The sequence below is a fragment of the Gallibacterium faecale genome (genome assembly GCF_027920745.1).
GTDB classification, from domain to species: domain Bacteria; phylum Pseudomonadota; class Gammaproteobacteria; order Enterobacterales; family Pasteurellaceae; genus Gallibacterium; species Gallibacterium faecale.
Window position 1 is genome coordinate 20,577 of sequence record NZ_JAQIBB010000112.1, and the last position, 21,388, is coordinate 41,964.

Below are 21,388 nucleotides of genomic sequence, written 5' to 3' on the forward strand. Positions count from 1 at the left end.
TTTTTTAGCATTTTCTACTTTAATTACATTACCAACTGCCATGGCGAGTGTGTTGCCATATGAGAGTCGTACAGCATTATTATTGCAAGCGGCGCCGGAAAATTTTGTTGGTTTAAGACCATACGAACAGAACTACTTAATGGAAACTTATTCTAATCGAAACTTTAATTACCCTGAAAATATGAAACATGATGAAGTGAAGTTTCAAATCAGTGTTGCGTTACCATTGTGGAAAGGGATTTTAGGTAAGAATTCGGTACTTGCGGGGTCTTATACACAGCGATCATGGTTCCAATTAAGTAATCATGAACAATCTTCACCATTTAGAGAAAGTAACTACCAACCACAATTATTCCTTGCTTGGGCGACCAATTATGATTTATGGTGGGGGTGGAAGTTAGCGGATATAGAAACGGGATTTGTGCATCTCTCTAATGGACGTAGTGATCAACAAGCTAAATCACGCAGTTGGAATCGTCTATATTTACGAGCGAGCTTTACTAAAGATGATTGGTTAGTGGAATTAAAACCATATTGGCGGATCCCAGAAAAAGCAGCTAGTGATGATAATCCTGATATTGTGGATTATTATGGTTATGGTGATTTAAGCGTAGGTTATCGTTTTGGTGATCATATCGTGAAAACAACTGCGCGCTATAATACTGCTTCAAATAAAGGTGGAATGGAGCTTTCTTGGAGTTATCCAATCGCCAAATATGTACGTTTATATGCACAATATTATCATGGTTATGGTGAATCCTTGATTGATTATAATCGTTCCATTGATCGTATTGGACTAGGTATTAGTTTAAATAATGTCTTCTAATCCGCTAGAGCAGGTGGCATTATCAGTTACGGATTCACCTGCTTTTGCACAAGCTAAAACCATCTTACAAGAGGTGTTTGGCTATCAACAATTCCGCCAAGGACAACAACAAATTATTGAAGCCACGCTACAAGGACAAAGTAGTTTTATTTTAATGGCAACAGGGGGTGGTAAATCGCTCTGTTACCAAATTCCTGCACTCTGTTTCACTGGGCTGACTTTAGTAATTTCTCCCTTGATCGCTTTAATGCAAGATCAAGTGGATCAGTTAGTTGCTAATGGTGTGGCTGCTGCTTACCTAAATTCTAGCCAAACGTTAGAACAGCAACGAGCCACAGAACAACAAGCGCTCTCTGGACAACTAAAATTACTCTATATTTCACCAGAGAAAGTGATGACCAGTGCATTTTTCTATTTTATTCAGCAGTGCCAAGTGAGTTTAATAGCGATTGATGAAGCTCACTGTATTTCGCAATGGGGGCATGATTTTCGTCCAGAATATGCAAGGTTAAGCAATCTTACCCGAGTTTTTCCTAATGTACCGATTATGGCTTTAACCGCAACAGCGGATCGTGTGACACGGCAGGATATTTTATCGCTTCTCAATTTACAGCAACCATTTATCTATATTGGTAGTTTTGATCGTCCAAATATTCGTTATACGGTGGTGGAAAAGTTTAAACCGCAGGAACAATTACTCCAGTTTGTTTTAGCACAAAAAGGAAAAAGCGGGATTGTGTATGCTAATAGCCGTAATAAAGTCGAACGTTTAGCAGAACTATTACAACGGCGAGGTATTGCTGCAAAAGCCTATCATGCAGGCTTTAGTAATGAAGTACGTGAACGAGTTCAGCACGATTTTCAACGTGATAATATCCAAGTGATTGTTGCGACTATTGCGTTTGGTATGGGAATTAATAAACCCAATATTCGCTTTGTATTGCATTATGATTTACCTCGCAGCATAGAATCTTATTATCAAGAAACAGGACGTGCAGGGCGAGATGACCTACCCGCAGAGGCGGTATTGTTCTATGATCATCAGGATTATATTTGGTTAAATAAATTATTACAGGAAAAACCTGATTCTTCACAAAAAATGATTGAGCAACACAAATTACAAGCGATGGGCGAATTTGCAGAAGCTCAAACTTGCCGCCGTTTAGTGTTATTAAATTATTTTGCGGAACATCGCCATCAACCTTGTCAAAATTGTGATATTTGTTTAAATCCACCACAGAAATATGATGGTTTAATTGATGCACAGAAAATTTTATCTACCGTATATCGTACTGGGCAACGCTTTGGTAGTTATTATGTGATCGCGGTATTACGTGGGGTAAATAACCAAAAGATCCAAGAATTACAACATGATAAGTTATCCGTTTATGGTATTGGTAAAGATAAATCACAAGAATATTGGCACAGTGTGATTCGTCAGTTAGTTCATCTTGGTTTTTTAACACAAAATATTACTAATTTTTCAGCATTACAATTAACCGAAGCAGCAAGACCTATTTTGCGTAGTGAAATTCCATTATCGTTGGCATTACCACGTCAAAATCTGTCGATGATTAATCATGCCCACCAACTACAAGCCCGCCAAGGTGATCGACAATTATTTAATCAATTACGTCAATTACGTAAGCAGCTCGCCGACCGGGATAATATTCCACCGTACGCAGTGTTTAATGATGCCACTCTAGAAGAAATGACCCGTGAAATGCCAACATCGTTATCAGAAATGTTACAGATTAATGGGGTAGGTTTTAAAAAACTAGAACGTTATGCTCAACCTTTTTTACAGGTGATTGTAGGGTATCAGAGGAAATAAATTAAGCACCTAATAATAGGTGCTTAATTGCTAACTTATGATGTAATTTTGTCTTTCTGTTTAAGATTGATAAATAACATAATCAATAAAATCACAATACCGACAATATCAGAAATAAATTCAGGTGAAATTAATAAGACTGAACCAATTGCAAGAATAATGCGGAATACCATATTGATATTATGTTTGAAATAGCCCTCTACTGCGGCAGATAGACCAATAACCCCTAAGATCGATGTCACACAAACAGAAATAATTTCACTGATTGCCGGCAATGGGAATGAATTTGCTGTAATCGCTGAATTGTGAATATCAATCATCAACATACTTGGATTATAGACAAAGATAAATGGAATGATGAAGCCTGCTAGGGCTAAGCGTAATGATTGCCAACCTGTTTTCATCGGATTACCGCCTGCGATTCCAGCACCAGCGAAAGAGGCTAAAGCCACTGGTGGAGTAATGTTAGCGAAGATACCAAAATAGAAGACAAACATATGGCTTACTAAAAGTGGAATATTGAAATCCGCTAAAGCAGGCGCTGCCATAGTTGCTGTGATGATATATGCTGGAATGGATGGTAAGCCCATACCTAGCACAATGGAAGCAAGCATGGTTAAGATTAAGGTAAGAAGTAATGAACCTGCACCAAAAGTCACGATATAAGAAGTCATTACGGTACCAAAACTGGTGAGGTTAACGACACCGATAATAATACCTACTACCGCACAAGCCGCCATAACAGAAAGGGACTGTTTAGCGCCATCTTCAAGTGCCTCAATAATCTCTTTTACACCCATCCGAGTTTCCTTGCGGAACCAGCTCACAATAATCGTGATTAAAATAGTGTAAGCGGCCGCATAACCAACAGGAACAGATTCCATTAAGAATACAACGAGAGCCACAATCGGAATGAACATATGACCACGTTCTTTCATCACTAATTTAAGTTGTGGTAATTGATCTTTAGAGAGTCCTTTAAGGTTGCGTTTTCCAGCTCGGAAATGGACTTGCGCAATGACGCTAATGTAGTAGAGAAGAGCAGGTAACAGTGCTGCTAAGGCGATTGTACTGTATTTAACACCTGTTGTTTCAGCCATAATAAACGCACTGGCCCCCATAATTGGTGGTAATATTTGGCCACCAACAGAGGCGCTTGCTTCAACTGCACCAGCAAAGTTCGGGTGATACCCAATTTTTTTCATTAATGGAATAGTAAATGCACCAGTACTTACTACATTGGCAACTGCCGCGCCATTAATACTTCCCATAAAACCACTGGAGATAACAGCCACTTTCGCTGGCCCACCTTGGCGACTACCTGCGAGTGCAAGTGCGAGATCGTTAAATAATTTTCCCATTCCTGATTTGGCTAAGAATGCACCAAATAAGATAAATAAGAAAATAAAACTGACTGAAGCGCCAATGGCAGAAGAGTATAGTCCTTCAGTTTTTAAATAAAGTTGTCCAAAGATATCCCCAATATCGTAATAACGAGTTAATAAACGGTCGGGCATAAAATCCATGGAACTAACAAATGGATAGATTAAGAAGATTAATGCAAAAATAATTAAGATATACCCAGTTATTCTGCGTGCAGCTTCAATCACAATTAACGTTGTAAGAATTGCGAAGATAATATCGGCTTGATTAGGAATTCCACCACGTGTTGTCATAAGTGCTTCATATTCGTAACAGAGATAGCCTGCGGTAACGAGTGCAACAATTCCTAGGATCCAGTCAAACCACATAATCCCACTTTTACTGTATTTCTTACTTACTGGATAAATTAAGAAAATAAGTAATGCACCGATACCAACGTGGAGCGCACGTTGTAATAATGTTGGCATCGGATAAAAAGTGATGTAGAGATGAAAAAGGGAGTAGATAACCGCAACAAATGAGATGGCGTAATTTTGCCATTTAGATTGTACAGATTTGACTACCGATTCTTTGTCGTATTTTTCGAGAATATCTTGATAATTCTTCTCTTGGTTAGTGTGTTCGAGGTTTGACATTGCATTTCACTCCTAATAAAAAAGATAGAATATTTTGTTTTATTGGAATAATTTTTATCTCGTTATAATCAGGGACGAGTTGATAAACAGGAAGAATAAAGTCGTCAGAAAATAGAACTCCTTGCATATTGGATGAAACAATCCAATTAATTTCTGGCAAAGTAATGTGTTTTTCAAAACCAACAAAACCCTCCGGTGCAGCAATGTTATTACCATCCGCTGGTGAACCAGCACCAAAGGTTTGCTGAAATACTTTGTCTAAAATCAAGACATTACCTTGTAAAGTGTAATGTTCTTGCCATAATTGTTTTTCGACAGAGTGTTTCCACTGTAGTGTAAAGTTGTTAATCGGTAAACGACACGATTTATCATTAAATTTTAGATAAATCGTGTCGAGAGGGTAAGCTAAGATCGCTACTGCAACAATAAGCAGAAATACAGCGATCTTAAAACTTGTTTTCATCGTTATTTTTTACTCATTTCGTCATAATAACGTTTTGCACCCGGATGTAATGGGGCAATTGAGCCTTTTTGTGCTTCTTCTAAAGTAATATCTTTTGCTGCTTGGTGAGAAGCTTTCAATTTATCTAATCCTTCAAAGAAAGTTTTTGTAAGCAGATAGACATCATCATCACTTAAATCTGAACGAACCACGAGGGCGTTACGGATAGCAATAGTTTGAATATCTTCAGGATTGTTGTAAGTGCCTGCTGGAATAACCATTGAAGTGAAGTAAGGATATTCTTGCATAATTTTTTCAGCACCCTCTTTAGGAATACTTACAAGTTGCAAATCAAAACCTTGTTGTAATTCCATTAATGAAGAATTTGGTAAGCCACTGGTTAAGAATGCTGCATCAATACGTCCTGCTTTTAATGCGTCTACGGCTTCTGCATAACCTAAGTAATCAACAGTAATATCGTTATAAGTAATACCAAAACCCTCGAGTAATTTACGTGCGTTGACTTCTACACCAGAGTTTTGTGCGCCAGTTGCAACACGGTGTCCTTTTAAGTCGGCAATGGTTTTAATTCCTGTTTTTTTAGAAGTAATAATTTGTACGAAGTTTGGATAAAGCCCTGCTAACTCACTGACAGTATTGATTTTTTTATTTTCAAAGCTACCTAAACCGTTTACAGCATCACTTAATGCATCACGCATTACAAATGCCATTTCGACCTTCTTACTATTAAGCAGGTTAATATTTTCTACTGAAGCTCCGGTGGTTTGGGTTTTAGAATTGGCTTTTAATTCGGTGGAATACACCTCAGCTAAAGTTGTACCAATGATGTTGTAAGGACCTGATGCACCACCAGTTGCAATAGTGACGAATTTGGAAGCAAGTTTTGGTGCACTGTTAGCAGCTGGTGCTGGTGCAGCTTGTTCAGAAGTATTAGCAGCAGTGTTTGCTGCAGGTTTTTCTTTTTCATCATTACAGCCAACAAGAACGACAGATGAAACTAAAAGTGATGAAAGTAAGAGAGTTTTAAAGTTTGCCATATGAGCCATCCCGATGTTGTGTTATTGGAAGTAAATAAAATTGTAAAATAGATGTTAATGCATAAATATGCAAGTAGGTGTGATTTGAATTGTGTGGTGGATCACAATTTAGATAAGAAGGAAATAATTTATTGGATTAAAGTTTCTTAATTGATTGTCGCCAAATTAACTGTGGTTCAAGCATTAATGTTTTATATTCTTGTTGCGGCGATTTAATGCGTTGTAACAACGTTTCAACAGCGAGTTCCCCTAATTCTGCTTTAGGTTGATGGATAGTAGTGAGTGGTGGTGTTAAGTATTGTGACAGCATAATATTGTCATAACCAATAACAGACAGATCCTCTGGAATACGTAATCCATGTTGCCAAGCAACCTGGTAAACACCTACTGCAATTGTATCACTGCACGCAAAAATGGCGGTTGGACGATCAGTACATTGTAATAATTTCTTCATACCTTCTACGCCACCTTCAAAGTCAAAATGACTTTCAATAATCCACTCAGGGTGGACAGTTAAATTAGCATCTTGCAACGCTTTTTTATAACCAATGAGGCGGTTATGGGCTAAGGATTTGTCTAATTTACCGGTAATAATTGCAATTTTTTGATGTCTCTGTTCGATTAAAGTTTTTGTGGCAAGGTACGCCCCAGACTCTGAATTTTCATAGATTCGATCCGCATTTAAAGCTGTTGGCCACCAGTCCATAATCACCATAGGAAGTTGAACATTTAGCTGTTTAACAATGGAGTGGCGAGAGTCAGAATACATTAATAATAGACCATCAACCTGTTTTTGAATTAAGGTTTGGATATTTTGTAATAAACGAGCTTCATCGCCATCAGTACTGGAAATAATTAAATTATATTGATGTTGATTACAGTAATGTTCCACACCACTTACCACTTCCGCAAAGAAAGGGTTACTGGTGGCAGTAACTAACATTCCTAATGTTTTGGTTTCTTTAACTTTTAAACTACGGGCTACGGCAGAAGGGGTGTAATTTAGTTCATGGACAACTTTCATAATTTTTTCACGCATTTCATCACTAACATAACGACTGTTATTAATCACATGAGAAACGGTAGATGTTGAAACTTTTGCAATCCTTGCAATATCTTTCATGGTTGCCATAAATTACCCCTTACTATACTGCTTATAGGTTAATTTTATTGAGCTGCTTGTAAAAAATCGAGTGTTTCTTCTCTTGTAGGAATGGAAGATTGTGCCCCGAAACGGGTAACACTAATCGCAGCAGCGGCATGTGCAAATTGAATTGCTTCCTCAAGTGATTTTTGTTCGAGTAGTGCTGTCATCAATGCACCATTAAAGGTATCGCCGGCGGCAGTAGTATCTTTAGCTTGGACACGGAAACCAGGAATGATTTTTTGTAATTGGTTATGACTAATGAAGACACCTTTGGCACCTAAGGTAATTAATACAATCGCTACGCCTTTTTGATGGAAAACCGCTGCAGCTTGTGCTGCACTTTGTTCATCAACTACCTTAACCCCAGTTAAGACTTCAGCTTCTGTTTCATTGGGAGTAATCATAGTGAGAAGAGAAAGTAATTCATCAGGCAATGGTTTTGCGGGTGCTGGATTTAAAATCGTATGTTTTCCTGCCTGTTTGGCAATTTGAGTTGCGTGAATAATAGCCTCTAAAGGTGTTTCTAATTGCATTAATAGTGCATCAGAATTAATAATTTGCTGTTTAAATTTATCAACAATTTCAGGAGTAAGATGTGCATTAGCGCCCGCAGAAATCACGATACTGTTTTCGCCATTGCTCGCAACTTGAATCATTGCAATACCTGTGGTTTGTTGTGGAATAGTCGTGATGGTTTCTACATTGATACCTTGTTGTTGAAAGGAGTTTTTCATTTGCTGACCGATATCGTCACTACCAATGCAGGCAATAAAATTCACATTTGCGCCTAAGCGAGCTGCGGCTACTGCTTGATTTGCACCTTTACCACCAAAAACAATATGGTAATTTTCTCCCGCAAGGGTTTCACCAGGTTGTGGAAAATGTGGAACTTGAATCACGTGATCTGCATTGATACTACCAAGTACGGTAAGCGTTGTCTTAACAGCCATAAAACACTCCTTAGATTTGAATTAATACGGTAAATAGCTTGGCTAAATAGCTTGGCTAAATAGAGTCGTTTGATTGCAAAATAATACTGTGTTACATCGTCAGGTATATTATTTATCCTGTCTTATGTTTATTGTCTTATCTTGTTTTGTTTTGAACGTAAACGACTATAAGCGGGTGAAAAATCATTTTTCACCCACTATTTTTAATTATTATTCTTTAGTAACTACTTTTAACGGAACTGGGATTTTTGCTTCAACTGCTTGACCTTTGATTACTTTATCCGCAGTTTGTACACCTAATGCACCAATTAATTCTGGTTGTTGAGCAATAGTTGCAGCAAGTTTGCCGCTTTTCACTGCTTTAACACCATCATCAGTACCATCAAAACCAACAATCATCACAGATTTATTAGCCGCTTGAACAGCACGAAGTGCACCTAAAGCCATTTCATCGTTTTGTGCAAATACAGCTTGTACACTTGGTTGTGCAGTTAATAGATTCTCCATTACATTCAAACCTTTTGTACGATCAAAATCAGCTGGTTGGCTAGCTAAAACATTAAAGTGATGTGCAGCAACAGATTGTTTAAAACCTTCACCACGTTCACGTGCTGCGGAAGTTCCTGCAATACCTTCTAATTGAATGACTTTAGCATTATCACCTAATTTTTGTGCAATAAAGTCACCAGCCATTTTACCGCCAGCTACGTTATCGGAAGCAATATGACTAACTACATCGCCTTGAGCTGCACCACGGTCTAATGTGATGACTGGAATTTTTTTCTTATTCGCTACACGAACAGCGTTAGCAACCGCAGTAGAGTCAGTTGGGTTAATTAATAATACTTTTGCTCCACGAACAGTAATGTCTTCAACATTAGCAAGTTCTTTAGAAGGATCGTTTTGTGAATCTAGTACCACTAAGTTATAGCCCAATTTATTCGCTTCTTTTTCAGCCCCTTCTTTTAAGGATACAAAGAAAGGATTATCAAGCGTTGATACAGCAAGGGCAATAGTATCTTTTGCTAAAGCAACATTGCTCGCAAGTGATCCTAAAACGAATGCAGAAGCGATAAGGGTAAGTTTTTTCATAAGGTTTCTCCTTTAATTAGGGTTGACTAAATAAGTTAGGCTGATTTACGACTGCAAAAATGATCAGTAAGTACTGCTAGTAAGATCACGATAGATTTAGCAATCATTTGATAGTAAGAAGAAATATCGAGCAGATTGAGTGCATTGTTAAGGAAACCGATAATCAATGCCCCAATTAATGTGCCAGCAATACGTCCTTTACCACCCATTAAACTTGTACCACCAACAACCACAGCAGCAATTGCATCTAATTCATAAGATACACCAGCGGTTGGTTGAGCAGAGGATAAGCGAGAAGTAACAATCAAACCGGCGACAGTTGCCAAGAATCCACTTACGGCATACACAAAGATTTTTACTTTATCGACATTAATCCCAGATAAACGTGTTGCTGATTCATTGCCACCAAGTGCATAAATATAGCGACCGATTGGGGTATGTTTGAGTAAGTACCAAGCCACGAAAAAGATGATTGCCATTAACCAAATTGGGAATGGAATGCCGAATAAGTAACCTGTTCCGAGGAATGTAAAATAATCTGCTGTATCGGAAAAACCAATACTAATTGGACGACCATCTGTGTAAACCATAGTAACACCACGTAATAGCGTCATTGTAACTAAAGTCGCAATAAAGGCTTGTACTTTGCCTTTAGCAATAATGACACCACTGATCCCACCAAGTAAGGTACCGAAGAGAAGGACTAATGGAATGACAACAAAAAAGGATAACTCTAAATTGACTAAAGAGGCTGCCACTGCACCAGTTAGCGCTAAAATTGAACCAACAGAAAGGTCAATTCCGGCAGTTAGAATAACAAAAGTCATCCCAACCGCAATAATGGCGTTTACAGAAGTTTGACGTAAGATATTGAGTAAATTATCGATAGTAAAAAAGTTAGGACTAATAAACGAAACGATAACAATCAAGACAAGTAACGCAATAATAGAACGTTGCTCAATCAAAAACTCTTTGAGGTTGAATTGTTTATTGGTCATGGTTTGGGTAGCCATAATACATCCTTAATTGATTAATGAATTTGTGTAATTGCAGCGGTGAGGAGTTTTTCTTGAGTGACTTCATCACGTAAAAACTCAGCACTGATTTCACCGTTATTCATAACTAAAACTCGGTCACTCATTCCGATAATTTCTGGCATATCGGAAGAAACAATGATGATACTCATCCCTTCTTCTTTAAATTTATTGATTAATTGGTAGATTTCTTTCTTTGCTCCTACATCAATACCACGTGTTGGTTCATCAAGAATCAATACATCAGGGCGAGTCATTAGCCCTTTGGCGATAGCCACTTTTTGTTGATTCCCACCAGAGAGCAAACCAATAGTTTGATTCATTGAAGGCGTTTTGATATTAAAGAGATCGATGAAGTCATTTACCGTCATCTTTTCTTTTTTATGATTAATAGAATAGTGTTCAGTTAACTGTTTTAAGGCAGTTAAAGTCATATTTTCTTTGATCGTCATTCCTAAGACTAAGCCATCGCCTTTTCGATCTTCTGAAATATAGACGATACCGTTATTTAGACCATCTTGTGGTGAACGGATGGAAAGTAATTTTTGGTGTAAATAAATATCTCCTTGAGTTTTATGTAACGCACCGTAGATTAATTTCATTAATTCAGTTCTACCTGCACCCATTAAACCAGAAATTCCCAAAATTTCTCCTTTATTGAGATGGAATGAAGCATTGTGTACACCATGCCCACTAAGATTTTTTACTTCTAAAACGGTTTCGCCAATTGGAGAATGAATGTGCGGATATTGTTCGGATAACTTGCGTCCTACCATTAATTCAATAAGCTGTTCCTCGTTAATGGTATTAAGTTCACATTCAGCAATTAGTTCACCATCACGAAGAATAGTCACATCATCACAAATAGTAAAAATATCTTGCATACGGTGGGAAATAAAGACAATGCCACAACCTTGCGCTTTTAATTCCCTGATAACATTGAACAAGGCTTCTGTTTCAGTATCAGTTAAAGCATCTGTTGGTTCATCCATAATGATCACTTTTGCATCAAAGCTTAACGCTTTGGCAATTTCGATCATTTGTAATTCACCTAAAGAGAGTTGATCTACTGGGGTAGCAGGGCTGTGTTTAATTTTTAAACGACGTAATAACTTTTCTGACTCTGCGGTCATTTTCTGCCAATCAATTCCACCAAAACGATGGGTAAACTCACGACCTAGGAAAATATTTTCGGCAATAGTGAGGTTAGGAATAATATTCAATTCTTGGTGGATAATACTAATTCCTGCGAGCTGTGAAGCTTTCGGGTTCTTAAATGTTACTTCTTGACCAAGATAGTGAATAGTCCCTTCATCTTTGCTATAGATACCAGTAAGAATTTTCATTAATGTCGATTTACCTGCGCCATTTTCGCCCATTAACGCCATAACTCTGCCCGGATAAACAGAAAGCCCCGCTTTATATAAAGCTCGTACGCCAGGGAAGGATTTGCAGATATTGTCTAATTTAAGAATTGGCTGCATGATTCTCTCCATTTAAAAAGGAACACCACAAGAGATGATGATATTGGCGTAAGGAGTACATTCCCCAGAGCGTACAAAACCTTTACTCGCTTGGCTTAATTGTTTGAATTCTGTATGGGAAACATAATCTATTTCAATTTGATTATTTTGTTGTTTACTTAACTGTTCTAAACGTTGTAATAACGCATTATGGATAAGAGGATTTTTCTGTTTAATTTCTTCAGCAAGAATTACTTTTTCAACAAAACATTCACTAATTACCGCATCAAAACTGGCTAAAAAACTAGGAATCCCCGGTGTTAATGCTAAATCAACACAATCAGCTTGTTTTGGAATGGGTAATCCTGCATCACAAATTGTAAGTAAATCTGTATGCCCTAAAGTTGCAATGACGTGAGAGAGGTGTGCATTTAAAATACCTACTTTTTTCATTTTTTACTCCTATTTTTAGTCATCGAAACGTTTCGATAGAGATGATAGAGAAGTTTTGTATGACTGAAAATAAGCAATGTTTAAATTTGTGAAGCCGATCAAAAAATAAATTTTTAACAAAAGTAGGTTCTTTAGAAGGACAGAAAGTCGTGAATATTTGGCTAAAGTCACCAAATTTAATCAAGAAAAAAATGCAATTAGTCGCTTCAACAAACGCGATAGAAACGATATGCTAACAACGCATAATGTATAAAATAAATAAAGGAGCACCACAATGTCATACGTTTTTACCCCGCCACCAGTTGCTGCAATTCCAGTGATTGAGAGTGAAGATTTATTTGCAGTACGTCGAATTTATTGTGTTGGACGTAATTATGCAGCACATGCAAGAGAAATGGGACACGATCCAGATCGTGAACCGCCTTTTTTCTTCTGTAAACCGGCTGATGCGATTAGACCTGTCAAACCAGGCGAAACCTATGCTTTTCCTTACCCAACAATTACTCAGAATTTGCACTATGAGGGAGAATTAGTGGCGGTAATTGGTAAAGCTGGCAGCAATATTCCAGTAGAAACAGCATTAGAACATGTTTGGGGATATGCAGTTGGGTTAGATATGACACGTCGTGATTTACAAAATCAAATGAAAGAGATGGGGCGCCCTTGGGAAATTGGTAAAGCGTTTGATGGTTCTGCACCGATTGGACCAATCTACCCTGTAAGTAAAGTAGGACATATTACTTCTGGTGTAATTTGGCTCACGGTTAATAATGTGGAAAAACAACATAGTGATATTAGTGATTTGATTTGGTCGGTTGCAGAAACAATAGCCCATTTATCAACATTATTTGCATTAGAAGCGGGGGATCTTATTTTTACAGGAACACCTGAAGGTGTAAGTAAAGTTGGGCCGGGCGATAAAATTCGATTAGGTATTGATAAGCTGGGCGAATTAGCAATAGAAATTGTTTAAGTAACCTGATTTTAGATCATGTGATATGAATGGGTAGCTGTGTGGTTTAGACGACACAGCTATTTTTTTATTGATAAAATGTAACTAATTTGTAATATTTGTGTGTTAAGTATGTGATTTTTCTGTTCTCGTACGATCATAATGTACCAATCTATTGAACAAAAGAGGAAACAACATGCGTAAAAAAGTGAGTTTGGTTGGTGTACCGACAGATGTGGGCGCTGGCCATCGCGGGTCGAGTATGGGGCCTGAAGCATTACGCGTTGCAGGAATTACCGAAATGCTAGAAGGAATGGGGCTAGATGTCTATGATATGGGGAATTTACATGGCCCAGCTAATCCTTGCATGGAAGCAATAGACGGGTATCGTCATTTCAAAGAGGTGATACAGTGGAATCAACTAACACATGATGCGATTTATGCAGAATTAACGCGTGGGCATATGCCTATCATGTTAGGTGGCGACCACTGTTTGGGAGCTGGATCAATCAGTGCAGTTGCTCGTTATTGCCGTGAACAAGATAAAGAATTACGTGTAATCTGGTTAGATGCACATACTGATTTTAATACGGCAGAGATTACACCATCGGGAAATATGCATGGTATGCCAGTCGCCTGTTTATTCGGGCATGGACCATTAGAGCTAGTGAATTTGTCAGGTCATGTTCCAACATTAGAAGCAAAGAATATCCGACAGATTGGAATTCGTAGTGTGGATGAACAGGAAAAACATTTTATTCACGAAGCAGGCATTCAAATTTTCGATATGCGACATATTGATGAAATTGGTATGCGACATGTGATGGAGAAAGCACTAGAGGGATTAAACGATAATGTGCACCTGCACGTTAGTTTTGATGTTGATTTTCTTGATCCTGAAATTGCACCTGGAGTAGGAACAACTGTACGAGGCGGGGTTAATTATCGAGAAGCGCAGTTATGTATGGAGATGATTGCAGATACCAAATTGATGGGATCGCTCGATATTGTTGAGTTAAATCCAGCATTAGATGTGCGTAATTTAACTGGAAATATTGCAGTAGAATTAGTTCAAAGTTTATTTGGAAAAAATACGCTAATTCGTTGAGTCTAAAAATAAAACCGAGCGTTGCTCGGTTTTATCTATGAGTATTTAATTTAAAGGGTAATTTCCAATTTTTCATAAGCCCGATTTGCTTTTTCTCGAGCTTTTTCAGTATTTTCTGCGCTGGCTAATAAAACGCCTAAACGACGGTGGCCATTCACTTCACCTTTACCAAATAAGCGTAAGCCTGTATCTGGTTCAGCTAATACATTTTCTAAATTGCCAAAACTGACTTGTGTTGATTTCCCCTCTACGACAATCGCTTTAGAAGCACTTGGTGCTAGCAATTTAATTTGCGGGATTGGTAAGCCAAGAATAGCTCGCGCATGTAATGCAAATTCAGAAAGATCTTGAGAGATTAACGTTACCATACCTGTATCATGTGGGCGTGGAGAGACTTCATTAAAAATGACATCATCACCACATACAAACATTTCTACACCAAAAATACCATAGCCACCTAATGCGCCAGTAATTTTCTCTGCAATCTGTTGTGCTTTTTGTAAAGCAACTTCACTCATTGCTTGTGGTTGCCATGATTCTCGATAATCACCATCAATTTGAACATGACCAATCGGAGCAAGGAAAGACGTTCCACCACGATGACGAACAGTTAAGAGGGTGATTTCATAATCAAAGCGGACAAAGCCTTCAACGATAACGCGTCCGCCTCCAGCACGACCGCCTTCTTGTGCATATTTCCAAGCATGTTCTAAATCAGTTTCGGTTTTTAATACACTCTGACCATGTCCAGATGAGCTCATAATTGGTTTCACTACACAAGGTAGCCCAATTTCACTAACAGCTTGTTTAAAATCGGCAAAATTATCTACAAAGCGGAATGGTGAAGTTGGTAATGAAAGTTCTTCAGCAGCGAGGCAGCGAATACCCTCACGATTCATCGTGAGTTTCACGGCTTTTGCAGTCGGAATAACAGTAAAACCTTGTTGTTCTAAAGCGACTAAGGTATCTGTCGCAATGGCTTCAACTTCGGGTACGATATAATCAGGCTTTTCTTTTTCGATAAGAGATTTTAGTGCATCACCGTCCAACATAGAAATTGTGTAAGCACGATGAGCAACTTGTTGTGCAGGCGCATTGTCATAACGATCGACTGCAATTACTTCAACGCCTAAACGTTGTAATTCAATAACGACTTCTTTTCCTAATTCACCTGAGCCTAACATCATTACTTTGGTTGCTGTTGGTGTAAGTGGTGTACCCAATGTTGTCATAGATAAGTTTTCCTCTGTTGTGTGCAAATAAAAAAGCCAAGTATAAACTTGGCTTTCGAATTATTGGTTTAAGAAACTTTCATCAAGAAGCAGGTCTTGGTTATTGTTGATGCCAATGCCTTGCTCTAAAACTTTTTTCGCGGCAAGTTGTGCATCTGCTAATGAATGTTCGGTATAAGTACCACATTGATATTCATTTAATTCTGGAATTTGTTTTTCACTTTCCACTTTTAACACATCTTGCATTGCTTTTTCCCAAGCAACAACAACTTGTTGTTCAGTTGGTGAACCAATAAGGCTCATATAAAAGCCAGTACGGCATCCCATTGGGGAAATATCGATAATTTCAACATTATCACTGTTTAGGTGATCACGCATAAAGCCCGCAAATAGATGTTCAAGAGTATGAATACCTTTTGGAGAGATGTTGTCTTTATTTGGTTTGCAAAAACGTAAATCGAAAACAGTAATTTGGTCGCCTTTTGGTGTTTGCATAGTTTTAGCAACACGCACAGCTGGCGCTTGCATTTTTATATGGTCAACTTTAAAACTATCTAATAACGGCATAACAAAAATCCTTATTTTTTATAAATTTTAATGGAACTTTTTCAAAATCGCTTGGTCTTATAAGCTGCAACATAATGGTTGTTTAAATTAGTTCCTTAGGTTATTGCCGCTCAACAGAGCGGCTTTTTTTATTATAGCTAGACGAGGTCTAGCTATAAAAACCATACGCTATGCGTATGGAGTCAAAAAGCTTAAGCGATGAAAAGAAAAATCCTCACTATATAATGAATAAGGCCGACAACCAAAATTCAAAATATAGGAGGAAATATCAATGCCCACTAAGGCTAATGACGATTTAAGTCTATCACACACCCGTTGGAACTGTAAGTATCATATAGTCTTTATTCCCAAATATAGACGTAAGGCGATTTATGGCAAATTACGAATGGATATAGGAAGTATATTAAGGCAGTTATGTGATTACAAAAGTGTAGAAATAATAGAAGCCCATGCAATGAGGGATCATATTCATATGTTATTAAAAATCCCACCGAAATTAGCTGTATCAAGTTTTATGGGATATTTGAAGGGGAAATCATCGCTGATGATATTTGAAAGACATGCTAATTTAAAATATAAGTATGGAAACCGGAATTTTTGGGCAAAAGGATATTATGTGAGTACAGTAGGATTAAATACGAAAGTAGTAGAGGAATATATAAGGAATCAGGAAAAGGAAGATATGATATCAGATAATTTATCAAAGAAAGAATATATTGACCCCTTTAAGGGGTAATGGTAGCACTATTGTGCGGTTGTCAGTTTTCACATGCCCCTTGAGGGGCATGTGAAGCAATAGGCCCTTATAGGGTAGCCTAAAAACCGCACGTTTTACGTGCGGATTGTTATTTTAAAGTCTGATAGTAATACTTGTATAGTGCTTTCTTGCTTAAAAGTTAAAGCAACGCTTTTATGGCAAGATAGACTTTTATTTATCTGTCAGGTCTAACACGATTTTCCCTTGGGTATGACCGCTTTCAAGAGCGCGGTGTGCTTGTTGAATTTGTGAAATTGGGAACACTTGTGCAATTTGTAATTGCAAACGGTGATCTGCTAGATAGCTTAACATTGTTGCCAGATCATCACGATTTGGTACAGCTAACATTTTTTCAACTAATAAATGTTGTTCTGCGCCAGCTTGTTGTAGTAATGGCACATGAATCGTTGGAATACAAATTACACGCCCACCAGGTTTTACCATTTTAAGTGCGGCAACACCGCTATCACCACCCACAAGATCAATAAACAGATCTGCCTGTAAATCAGGATATTGTTCTGGATGATGATAATCAAAGCATTGCATTGCACCTAATTTTAATGCAGCTTGATTTTTAGCAGGAGAACAAATCACAGATATTTTTACCTGATGTTGAGCTAATAGTTGCAATAATAAATGACCAACACCACCTAATGGTGCAGAAACTAAAATATGTTGCCCAGCTTGTAAGTTAGCCTGTTTTACAATTTGATAAGCTGTAATTGCTGCGGTTGGCATTGCGCCTGCTTCAGTTAACGAAACGGATTCCGGTACTTTCGTTACTAAATCGGCATTCACAGCAACATAGCGAGCATAACAACCTCCTTCAAAGGTTAAAGCTGCAACACGATCACCAACTTGGAAACCACTATTTTTACCAGCTTTGGCAACAATACCAGCAACATCAAAACCTAATATAGCTGGAAATTGAGATTTGAATTTTTCTGCTCCCCAACCTAAGCCTTTACGTGTTTTGAAATCAACAGGGTTAATTCCAGCAAAATGATTTTCGATCAGAACTTGTTGTTCTGAAATGACGGGCATAGGTAATTCTGGTTGGAATACCAGTACATCAGCTTCACCAAATTCGCTAATAGTTGCACCATAATTGCGCATAAGCACCTCCTGTTTAATAAAATAATTGTTGTTTTACTTGTTCAGCAGTTTCTACACCGAGTAACTCACTCACAATAGTTAATGCAAAATCAAACGCAGCACCTGGACCTCGACCTGTGATAAATGGCGCATCAACTACTGCAGGGATATGGTGATAATGAACTTGATTGTCGGTAAAAATCTGACGCATCGTTGGATAACAAACCGCATTTTTATCAGTTAATAAGCCTAATTTTGCTAATGAGGTTGGTGCGGCACAAATTGCGGCAATACGTTTATTTTCTGCGATAAATTGTTGATATATTGAGTTTAATTTGCTGTATTTACTGTCAAGACTTTCATGTCCACCTGGTAAAAAGAGCATATCGTAATGGTTCAAATCTGTTTGTTGTAATAAGCGATCTGTAACCACTTTAACGTTATGGGCTGAAGTCACAATTTCTGTATTATCTAGAGAGATTAAATCGACTTGTAACCCAACACGTCTAAATACATCAGTAGGTACTAATGCTTCTGCTTCTTCAAAACCTTGAGCTAAAAGTAATGCGATTTTTAGTGTCATAAGCTTTCTCCTTTTTTAGTTAAATGGATCACATTATACGCTTTTTTATTGAAAATTTTTGTGATCGGCGTATGATGCAACACCTTGTTTTTAGGTTGGGTTCCCTCACCCCAAATGATGTTAATGTAATAAAAAGGACTACAAAATGATTTCAGCACAAACGCTATTTAGCGATCGTGAAAAACGTCGCGCACTAATTTTATTAACTTTTTTCCATATTTTTATCATTGCAATTAGCAATTACCTGGTTCAAATTCCATTTACTATTGATTTATCATGGCTAGATTTTAGTTTTCATAGTACTTGGGGAACACTAACTTTTCCATTTATCTTTTTAGCGACTGATTTAACAGTACGAGTTTTTAGTGCAAAAGAAGCTCGTTGGATTATCTTTTGGGTGATGTTGCCTGCGTTAGTAGTAAGTTATGTGATTTCAACGCTTTTTTCCGATACGCAATATCAAGGGTTATCCGCATTAGCAACTTTTAATATGTTTGTATTTCGTATTTCCTTTGCGAGTTTTTCCGCTTATGTGCTAGGACAACTGCTGGATGTATTAGTCTTTAATCGATTAAGACAGCTAAAAACTTGGTGGATTGCACCAACAAGCTCAATGGTGTTTGGGAGCTTATGTGATACCTTTGCGTTCTTTGCGATTGCTTTTTATCAAAGTAGCGATCCCTTTATGGCAGCGAATTGGGTTGAAATTGGTTTTGTAGATTATTTATTTAAACTATTGATTGGACTATTATTTTTTGTACCAATTTATGGTGTCGCATTAAATGCGATTATGCGCAAGTTAGCATTATTAAGTCTTGCGCAAACAGCAGAAATGCAAAGTTAAGTTTCGTTTGCAATATAAATATCAAAACGATGATTTTTCGTTTTTTGGCTGAAATGAGGGACTTTATCAGCCAAATAATTGGCATAATCGGGACGTTTCACTACTACTCGATGTGCCAATTTTAATGCGATCTCAAGTAAGGCATCTGCATCTAAATCAGCACCAACCAAAGATTGAAATACTCTCATCTCTTTTTTTACTAAAGCACTTTTATTTTTATGTGGAAACATAGGATCTAAATAAACAACATCAAATCTATCTGTTGTAGGATCTAATTCTGCGATAGTTTTTATTGGTAGTAATTGCATTCGTTGCCGCATAAACTCACCAATTTCTTCATCTTGATAGGCGCGTTGTAAGCCATCTTCTAATAATGCAGCTACAACGGGATGACGCTCAACGAGGCTTACTTGACAGCCAATAGCGGCTAATACAAATGCATCTCTGCCTAAGCCTGCCGTTGCGTCAAGAACATGAGGAAGTTTACCTTTTTTGATACCAACAGCTTTGGCAACAGCTTCCCCTCGACCCCCACCAAATTTACGGCGATGTGCCATCGTACCTTGTACAAAATCAACCGCAATAGCACCTAATTTGGGTTCATCAGTTTTACGTAATTCTAGTTGTTGTTCAGTCAAAACTAATGCAAATAATGCCTGCTGATAGTGAGAGAATTGCCATTTATCAATTAATTGTTGAAATTTTTCGGATTGTTGGCTTTCATTAATTAATTGAATTTCCATTATTTCCTCACAAGATAAACACCACTTTCAATATGGTGGGTATAAGGGAATTGATCGAAAAGCGCTGCTTTTTCAATTCGATGGGTTTGTGAGAGTGTCGCTAAATTTTGCACTAATGTTTCTGGGTTGCATGAAATATAGAGAATATTCTCGTAGTGTTGCACCATATTTAATGTTGCTGGATCAAGCCCAGCACGCGGTGGATCAACAAAAATGGTTTGGCATTGATACTGTTTTAAATCAATCCCTTTTAAGCGATTAAATTCACGTACACCTTGCAATGCTTGGGTAAATTCTTCCGCAGACATTCGGATAATTTGTAAATTATCGACTTGATTAGCTGCAATATTAAATTGTGCTGCATGAACGGAAGGTTTAGCTATTTCTGTTGCAAGCACTTGATTAAAATTTTGTGCTAAAGCAACAGAAAAATTTCCGTTACCACAATAGAGTTCTAATAAATCACCTTGTGCATTTTTAGTACAATCTAAAGCCCATTGAATCATTTTACAATTCACGCCCGCATTAGGCTGGGTGAAGCTGTTTTCAATTTGGCGATAGATATAGTTCTTGCCATTGATAGGAAGTACTTCATCAATAAAATCTTGATCTAAACAGATTTTCTGCTTATTGGCACGACCAATAATTTGCACATCAAAGTTTAATTGTTGTAGTTGTTGTTTAAGGTTTTTTGCAGCACTAATCCAGTCATCATTAAGTGTTTTGTGATAGAGCAAGCTAACAATAATTTTATTACTTAATGTACTGAGATAATCAATCTGAAATAGTTTATAGCGTAATAATTCTTGTTGTTTTAATAAGGGTAATAGCTCACTCATCATGCGATTGATTAATTGACTCGCAATGGGGAAAGTATCAATGCGCTGACGTTGTTTGGTTTGAGGATCAAACATAATATGGAACAATTCATCTTGTTCATGCCAAACTCGAAATTCGGCACGCATCCGATAATGTTTTTTCTCAGATGGGAAGATTGCAATTTGACCATCAAAAAACGGTTTAAATAATTGAGATAAATAATTTTTTTTCTGTTCTAATTGAGTGGAGTATTGTAAGTCAGAGAAATCAGTTTGCATAATTTTCTTGGTTGCACAAAATAATTGCGGGATTCTAACATAAAAATCTAATAGGATAAAAAAACAGAGAAATTTTAAGATGAAGTAATTTAT

The 21,388-nt window shown here is 37.5% G+C and carries 21 protein-coding genes; 6 read left to right on the plus strand and 15 right to left on the minus strand.

The genetic code is table 11. The features are described from left to right. Positions 1 to 40 precede the first annotated feature (40 nt). Both PF272_RS11815 and recQ read left to right on the plus strand, forming a co-directional pair. The gene (locus PF272_RS11815) at positions 41 to 826 is read left to right on the plus strand and encodes a phospholipase A (protein WP_271142937.1); all 786 of its coding nucleotides are present in this window, start codon (positions 41 to 43) and stop codon (positions 824 to 826) included. After that, positions 816 to 2,660 carry a DNA helicase RecQ gene (recQ, locus tag PF272_RS11820; RefSeq protein ID WP_271142907.1) on the plus strand — a complete coding sequence of 615 codons (1,845 nt, stop codon included), beginning with the start codon at positions 816 to 818 and terminating at the stop codon, positions 2,658 to 2,660. Before PF272_RS11815 ends, recQ begins: the two co-directional genes overlap by 11 nt. Before the next feature lie 35 nt (positions 2,661 to 2,695). Here the strand turns inward: recQ and PF272_RS11825 are convergent, their stop codons facing one another. The 9 genes from PF272_RS11825 to rbsD all read right to left on the minus strand — a co-directional run bounded on the left by PF272_RS11825 (position 2,696) and on the right by rbsD (position 12,317). Continuing rightward, positions 2,696 to 4,678, minus strand: coding sequence for a TRAP transporter permease (locus PF272_RS11825; RefSeq protein ID WP_271142908.1), 1,983 nt, complete (start codon positions 4,676 to 4,678; stop codon positions 2,696 to 2,698). Then, positions 4,656 to 5,141: a DUF1850 domain-containing protein gene (locus tag PF272_RS11830; protein ID WP_271142909.1), complete on the minus strand. Its 486-nt coding sequence runs from the start codon at positions 5,139 to 5,141 to the stop codon at positions 4,656 to 4,658. Before PF272_RS11830 ends, PF272_RS11825 begins: the two co-directional genes overlap by 23 nt. A 2-nt stretch (positions 5,142 to 5,143) precedes the next feature. Then, a complete protein-coding gene (locus PF272_RS11835) occupies positions 5,144 to 6,178 on the minus strand; it encodes a TAXI family TRAP transporter solute-binding subunit (RefSeq protein ID WP_271142910.1) in 1,035 nt (344 codons plus the stop codon). Between the two features lie 136 nt (positions 6,179 to 6,314). After that, positions 6,315 to 7,310, minus strand: coding sequence for a substrate-binding domain-containing protein (locus PF272_RS11840; RefSeq protein ID WP_271142911.1), 996 nt, complete (start codon positions 7,308 to 7,310; stop codon positions 6,315 to 6,317). Positions 7,311 to 7,345: 35 nt separating this feature from the next. Continuing rightward, the gene (gene rbsK / locus PF272_RS11845; protein WP_271142912.1) at positions 7,346 to 8,275 is read right to left on the minus strand and encodes a ribokinase; all 930 of its coding nucleotides are present in this window, start codon (positions 8,273 to 8,275) and stop codon (positions 7,346 to 7,348) included. A gap of 210 nt (positions 8,276 to 8,485) precedes the next feature. Continuing rightward, entirely contained in the window at positions 8,486 to 9,367 is an 882-nt protein-coding gene (rbsB, locus tag PF272_RS11850) for a ribose ABC transporter substrate-binding protein RbsB (RefSeq protein WP_065239238.1), read from the minus strand. A 35-nt stretch (positions 9,368 to 9,402) separates the two neighbouring features. After that, positions 9,403 to 10,380, minus strand: coding sequence for a ribose ABC transporter permease (gene rbsC / locus PF272_RS11855; protein ID WP_271142913.1), 978 nt, complete (start codon positions 10,378 to 10,380; stop codon positions 9,403 to 9,405). 17 nt (positions 10,381 to 10,397) lie between these two features. After that, positions 10,398 to 11,885 carry a ribose ABC transporter ATP-binding protein RbsA gene (gene rbsA / locus PF272_RS11860; protein WP_271142914.1) on the minus strand — a complete coding sequence of 496 codons (1,488 nt, stop codon included), beginning with the start codon at positions 11,883 to 11,885 and terminating at the stop codon, positions 10,398 to 10,400. Between the two features lie 12 nt (positions 11,886 to 11,897). Continuing rightward, positions 11,898 to 12,317 (minus strand): D-ribose pyranase, encoded by a 420-nt coding sequence (rbsD, locus tag PF272_RS11865; protein WP_065234654.1) that lies wholly within the window; start codon positions 12,315 to 12,317, stop codon positions 11,898 to 11,900. Positions 12,318 to 12,591: 274 nt separating this feature from the next. Here rbsD and PF272_RS11870 point away from each other — a divergent pair, with 274 nt between their 5' ends. Continuing rightward, positions 12,592 to 13,290 carry a fumarylacetoacetate hydrolase family protein gene (locus tag PF272_RS11870; protein WP_271142915.1) on the plus strand — a complete coding sequence of 233 codons (699 nt, stop codon included), beginning with the start codon at positions 12,592 to 12,594 and terminating at the stop codon, positions 13,288 to 13,290. Between the two features lie 175 nt (positions 13,291 to 13,465). Further along, on the plus strand, positions 13,466 to 14,377 hold the full coding sequence (gene rocF / locus PF272_RS11875; protein ID WP_271142916.1) for an arginase: 912 nt from the start codon (positions 13,466 to 13,468) through the stop codon (positions 14,375 to 14,377). Positions 14,378 to 14,427: 50 nt separating this feature from the next. Here rocF and purT read toward each other — a convergent pair whose 3' ends face one another. Continuing rightward, entirely contained in the window at positions 14,428 to 15,609 is a 1,182-nt protein-coding gene (purT, locus tag PF272_RS11880) for a formate-dependent phosphoribosylglycinamide formyltransferase (RefSeq protein WP_271142917.1), read from the minus strand. Positions 15,610 to 15,669: 60 nt separating this feature from the next. Continuing rightward, complete coding sequence (luxS, locus tag PF272_RS11885; protein ID WP_065239233.1) at positions 15,670 to 16,176, minus strand: S-ribosylhomocysteine lyase; 507 nt, start codon at positions 16,174 to 16,176, stop codon at positions 15,670 to 15,672. A gap of 271 nt (positions 16,177 to 16,447) precedes the next feature. Here luxS and tnpA point away from each other — a divergent pair, with 271 nt between their 5' ends. Continuing rightward, the gene (tnpA, locus tag PF272_RS11890; RefSeq protein WP_271142465.1) at positions 16,448 to 16,912 is read left to right on the plus strand and encodes an IS200/IS605 family transposase; all 465 of its coding nucleotides are present in this window, start codon (positions 16,448 to 16,450) and stop codon (positions 16,910 to 16,912) included. Between the two features lie 192 nt (positions 16,913 to 17,104). On the opposite strand, the gene PF272_RS11895 is transcribed toward tnpA, so the two are convergent. Together PF272_RS11895 and PF272_RS11900 are read right to left on the minus strand one after the other, a co-directional pair. After that, positions 17,105 to 18,049, minus strand: coding sequence for an NADP-dependent oxidoreductase (locus tag PF272_RS11895; protein ID WP_271142918.1), 945 nt, complete (start codon positions 18,047 to 18,049; stop codon positions 17,105 to 17,107). A 13-nt stretch (positions 18,050 to 18,062) separates the two neighbouring features. Beyond that, complete coding sequence (locus tag PF272_RS11900) at positions 18,063 to 18,611, minus strand: DJ-1 family glyoxalase III (RefSeq protein ID WP_271142919.1); 549 nt, start codon at positions 18,609 to 18,611, stop codon at positions 18,063 to 18,065. Positions 18,612 to 18,756: 145 nt separating this feature from the next. Here PF272_RS11900 and PF272_RS11905 point away from each other — a divergent pair, with 145 nt between their 5' ends. Continuing rightward, entirely contained in the window at positions 18,757 to 19,455 is a 699-nt protein-coding gene (locus tag PF272_RS11905) for a 7-cyano-7-deazaguanine/7-aminomethyl-7-deazaguanine transporter (protein WP_271142920.1), read from the plus strand. On the opposite strand, the gene PF272_RS11910 is transcribed toward PF272_RS11905, so the two are convergent. Both PF272_RS11910 and trmA read right to left on the minus strand, forming a co-directional pair. After that, entirely contained in the window at positions 19,452 to 20,198 is a 747-nt protein-coding gene (locus tag PF272_RS11910) for a class I SAM-dependent methyltransferase (protein ID WP_271142921.1), read from the minus strand. The two genes, PF272_RS11905 and PF272_RS11910, sit on opposite strands and share 4 nt — an antisense overlap. Further along, complete coding sequence (gene trmA, locus PF272_RS11915) at positions 20,198 to 21,295, minus strand: tRNA (uridine(54)-C5)-methyltransferase TrmA (RefSeq protein ID WP_271142922.1); 1,098 nt, start codon at positions 21,293 to 21,295, stop codon at positions 20,198 to 20,200. Before trmA ends, PF272_RS11910 begins: the two co-directional genes overlap by 1 nt. Between the last annotated feature and the right edge of the window lie 93 nt (positions 21,296 to 21,388).